At 38.4% G+C, this 4,487-nt stretch carries 7 protein-coding genes and 1 pseudogene; 1 reads left to right on the forward strand and 7 read right to left on the reverse strand.

The features are described from left to right. The first annotated feature begins 300 nt into the window (after nt 1–300). Complete coding sequence (locus tag ACMHKH_RS14450) at nt 301–522, forward strand: hypothetical protein (protein ID WP_413521319.1); 222 nt, start codon at nt 301–303, stop codon at nt 520–522. 442 nt (nt 523–964) lie between these two features. Here ACMHKH_RS14450 and ACMHKH_RS14455 read toward each other — a convergent pair. The 7 genes and pseudogenes from ACMHKH_RS14455 to ACMHKH_RS14485 form a co-directional block, all read right to left on the reverse strand. Continuing rightward, nucleotides 965–1,201 (reverse strand): annotated as a pseudogene (locus ACMHKH_RS14455) (transposase); the annotation flags it as partial. Between the two features lie 574 nt (nt 1,202–1,775). Beyond that, on the reverse strand, nt 1,776–2,294 hold the full coding sequence (locus ACMHKH_RS14460; RefSeq protein ID WP_413521320.1) for an IS630 family transposase: 519 nt from the start codon (nt 2,292–2,294) through the stop codon (nt 1,776–1,778). Further along, nucleotides 2,281–2,619, reverse strand: a complete 339-nt coding sequence (locus tag ACMHKH_RS14465) for an IS630 transposase-related protein (RefSeq protein ID WP_413521321.1) — start codon at nt 2,617–2,619, stop codon at nt 2,281–2,283. The genes ACMHKH_RS14460 and ACMHKH_RS14465 overlap by 14 nt, the downstream gene beginning before the upstream one ends. Nucleotides 2,620–2,787: 168 nt before the next feature. Next, nucleotides 2,788–3,711, reverse strand: coding sequence for an IS3 family transposase (locus tag ACMHKH_RS14470; RefSeq protein WP_413521324.1), 924 nt, complete (start codon nt 3,709–3,711; stop codon nt 2,788–2,790). Continuing rightward, nucleotides 3,615–3,995, reverse strand: a complete 381-nt coding sequence (locus tag ACMHKH_RS14475; RefSeq protein ID WP_413521325.1) for a transposase — start codon at nt 3,993–3,995, stop codon at nt 3,615–3,617. The genes ACMHKH_RS14470 and ACMHKH_RS14475 overlap by 97 nt, the downstream gene beginning before the upstream one ends. Before the next feature lie 15 nt (nt 3,996–4,010). Continuing rightward, entirely contained in the window at nt 4,011–4,133 is a 123-nt protein-coding gene (locus tag ACMHKH_RS14480) for a helix-turn-helix domain-containing protein (RefSeq protein WP_413521322.1), read from the reverse strand. A 115-nt stretch (nt 4,134–4,248) separates the two neighbouring features. Then, the coding region (locus tag ACMHKH_RS14485; RefSeq protein WP_413521323.1) for a DDE-type integrase/transposase/recombinase at nt 4,249–4,487 on the reverse strand (239 nt) is incomplete at its 5' end.

A 4,487-nucleotide genomic window follows, 5' to 3' on the forward strand; every position in this document is an offset into this window, starting at 1 on the left:
TAGGTCTTATGATATGCGTTACTTATCTACTGCTTATTTTGGTACCGCTATGGGAGTGGAAATATAATAAAAATACTACGTCTATCTATAGAAAAGTGCTGATTAGCCTTTTGATGATAGAAATGGTCTTGTTGTTTTTTGGGCAAATGCATAAGCCTTAGCTTAATGTAATAGATAGAAAGTTAAGTAGCCAAAAAAAGGATGGTCATGTTTAAGTTTCTAGAGCATAAGAAGAATGATACATGGGTTGATAATGTATTAGTAATAGTGATACGCCTGACAATTACAGGATTTATAGTAATGCTAGGGTTCTTCTTGGCATTTATTGCTACGATGGGTCCACCTATTGCACCTCATATTTGGAATGGGGGTCTGGATGGCGGTATTAGAATAAGCACTATTGTTATCGGCTTGGGTTCATGTGCAGCTATATTGCTTTGGTTTTTCTGGACTCTATGTTTTGATATCTATCGCCTTATTATTCGTACACCCCTGCCCGACTCTGATACTGAAACCAAATAGAGCAAGTAAGGTTTATAGCTACCTATTATTAATAAAAACCACAGAAAGAGATTTAGATGCCAAGTTTTATAGTTGTAGACAATGAAATTATTAACTTATCGGAAATAAGACGGATAACTGCGGATAAAAAGCGACTTACAATCATATTTCATTTAGGGTTTTGGAATGGTAACGCATTCAAACGATGTACTGACAACCAGCATTTTGAGGAAGTTTTTAGGGATATAGTAACCAAGTTAGAAGCTAAGCACGTTTAAACAGACTACTCGGAGTGTCCAATTTTAGCTATCGCCAGTCATTGACTGGTGATAGCTACTTGAATCTTTGGCTGTAGGCTAATGATATCAAAATTTTGAATTATCATTATAATTGTAGTGTGCTTAGTGTAATGGCATAATAAAACTGGACAGCGTATAAGAGATACTATCCTAAAAAAGCCAAATCAAGTGCTAATTAGCTCAACTCTTGCTTGGTAAGGCTGTTGATGTTTAACTATGCCGAAACAAATATGCACAAGCTTACGCATCGCTGCGCAGACAGCCTGCATTTTACACTTACCGTTAGCAAGCAGTCGCTTATACTGCGCCTTAATGTCAGGATTATGCTTAATGGCGACTAGCGCCGGCATATACAGTTTTGCTCTGATATCACTTGAGCCATTCTTTGCTAAGCGAGACTTGCCCTTAAATAGCCCTTATTCAGTATAACTGTAAATGTTGGCTTTGAAGAATTTGGTTCAGTAACTTTGAGACTTGATTGGCAGGCAGTTAGTAGAAGTGCAAATAAAAGATAGCCAACTGGTTTAATAAGCCTAAAGAAATTATTCCGGAATATGTGGGGTTAAAAAACGCACTAAGACAGTGATTATTAAGAGTATTACAAGAAGGTATTGATATTTTATAAATCGTTCTGGGCTAAATAAACACAGCACAGATACTATAAAAATTCCTATAAGTTCAATCAAATTAGATAAGCTTTGAGAGCCAAATCCTAGCCCAGTTAATACGACCCACAAAAATGATGGTAAGAATACTAGGCTAAATTTTTTCAATGGTTTGTCCATAGGTTAGGCTTAATAATATAGGTAATGGAAAAATATCCAAGTTGACTGACTTTTACAAAGTGTAAGATTGTAAAGAATGCGATGTTTGGTTAAAGATTTTTTTAACTAAAAAGAGACTTAATTTAAAAAGTATTAAGATTTAAAGTCAGAATACAGGATAAAATTTAATTTTGCGATAAACTACATATATTCAGTTTAATATAAAATCGATACAGCCCATATCATGAAACAGTTTAGGTAGATTATTCTCCATCCAACCTTGGCGTAGAAACTTAGCTTGAGCCCATTTCTTTTCAATGGGGTTTAGATCAGGACTGTAGGGCGGCAGCCATAGAATACGATGGCCATGTCTATTGAGCAATTTTTGAATGCGATTATTCTTATGAAACCGAGCATTGTCCATCACAATCACGCATTTTCTCTTAAGGCTTGGTATTAGTGTGTATTTATACCAGTGATAGAATATGGTGCTATTAATGTTCTGCTCAAAGTAATCAAGCGCAAACAGAATTTTTTTATACAAAGCACCAATGACATTAGTACGCTTTTTTGCTTGCCAGTTGTAGCGATCAATACAAGGCTTACCTATCGGTGCATAGCCGTAAGGTCTAATGGTTTCAGCTTCAAAGCCACTTTCATCCATATAAACAATGGGATAACCCTGAGTCATATAACTACTCAAATGATTGAGATATTTAGCTCTTTTCATCAGACAGACTTTTGGGTGTTCTAGTGTCTTTTTTTTGACTGATTTTCAATCGTTTTAAGGCATGATGAATGCCGGTTTTACTACAGCCAAGACGGTTTGCGCGCTCATACTGATAGTCATCAGGATACGCTTTAACATCATGAAGCAAAGCGTCATCAGGTATTTTAGTCGGGGCTTTATCTTGCCCTTTCTCAGGCTCTAAAATCTGTCTCCAGCTATGTATAGTACTGGTGCTAAGCTTGTAAAAAGCAGCAGCTTCTCTAACAGTCAGACCATTATCGATACTAGACAGCACTTGTTTACGATAGTCGATTGAATAAGTCATGGTTTATCTAAATAGTTGATTAGTTTTTATGTATTGTATCGGTTTTATCTGAACTCTACTATAGTATTCATTTCATCCACCTAGTCTTTCATTAGTTTTGATTGTTTGTTTATAATACTCTGACCAACCGAGACCATGAACTGACCCCCAAATGTTGGACGGTTTAGTTTATCCCAAGGACTGAGTTCTGTACTTAACAGGGCTCAGTCCTTTTAGTTTGAGTTGAATACGCTCATGATTGTAATAATGCATGTACTCATAAATCTGTTTCTCTAAACCCTCAATCGTTTTAGGTTTTTCAATATAAATCGTCTCACACTTTAAGGTATCAAAGAACCCCTCCATCAGTGCGTTATCTAAGCAATCACCTTTTCTGCTCATACTTTGCTTAATAGCATGCTGTTTAAGCACCACTCCAAACAGTCTCATTTGATAATGCCAGCCTTGATCTGAATGCAGCATTAATCTCTTATCACGACACACTTTCGTCTTTGCTAAAGCCCGCCCTAGCATCTTGCCAACTAAGTCATAAGTCGGGCGCTTTGAGAGTGTATAACTGACAATCTCATTGTTATAACAATCAAGTATGGGTGACAAATACAGCTTATCGTCACCCACCTTAAAATCAGTAATATCGGTGAGCCAGCGCTTATTTGGTTTATCTGCATGAAACTGGCGCTTTAAATAGTTCTTCGCAATCTTGCCTTGTGGTCCTTTGTAAGATCGGTACTTCTGACGTCTTATCTTTGCGCTGAGCTTCATGTCATGCATAAGCTTAGCAATGAGCTTATGGTTATGATAAATCCCTAACTGCTTTAGCGCGGCCGTGACGCTACGATAACCATACCTGCCTTTGTGCTTGTGGTATATCTGAGCAATATGATGTTTTAAGTCTGCATATTTGTCTTTAAGATCAAACTGACACCTATGGTAGTAAAAGACACTCTTAGCCATCTTAGCGATGTTTAGCAAAGCAGATAAAGGGTGCGCTTGTCTTAGCGCTTCGATGAGCCTTGCTTTTTGCCTGCTTGTTCCTCCGCTTTGAGCAAGGCATCGAGCTTTTTTAGATAGGCAACCTCTGCACGTAGGTATTCATTCTCACGCTTAAGTTCTGCTAAGGTTTTCTCATCATCTGGTTTGTCTGTAATAAAGGGTTTGGTCATGGCGGTTTTACCTCTAGGCTTGGTTATTAGTCCAGACATACCATAAAGCCGATACGCTTTGTGCCAGTGGCTAATTAAGGCCGGTGAGCTGATGTTAAACTTCAGTGCTGTCTGTAATTGACTTAAACCTTGTTCTAGCATGGTCGTAATCACGTGATGTTTAAACTCACTGCTATATTTGGCCTTACTTGTCTTTGGCTTAATGGCATTTATGCCACCGCTTTGGTATTACTTAACCCATTTTTGTACAAACTCTGGATTGACGTTAAACTTCTTAGCGGTGGCGTGACTACTATGGCCTTGCCGATAGTATGCGATGACTTGCATCTTAAAGTCTAGATCGTAACGCATAAAAATACCCCATAAGTTGTGTCCAACTTATGGGGGTCAGTTCACTAGTGTAATGGGTTCCTTGGTCAGAATGAAACAACACACCACTGGGTTTGAGCCTAGTGTGATACGCCATCTACAACGCTTTAGCGGTCAGCACCCTATCAGGGGAATCTGACACCGAAAAGCCCACCACACGACGGGCATATAAATCTAAAACGATAGCTGAATAGCACCAGCCGCCTTTGATACGAATATAGGTGACATCACCCGTCCAGACTTGATTGGGCGCTGATGGGCTAAAATTACGGTTCAGTATGTTGTCATGAGCTTTGTGTTCTTCATCAGCATGCTTATATTTATGCGTCTTCAATT

Origin of the sequence: Psychrobacter glacincola, assembly GCF_965118485.1 — a bacterium.
Taxonomy (GTDB): Bacteria; Pseudomonadota; Gammaproteobacteria; order Pseudomonadales; family Moraxellaceae; genus Psychrobacter; species Psychrobacter glacincola_D.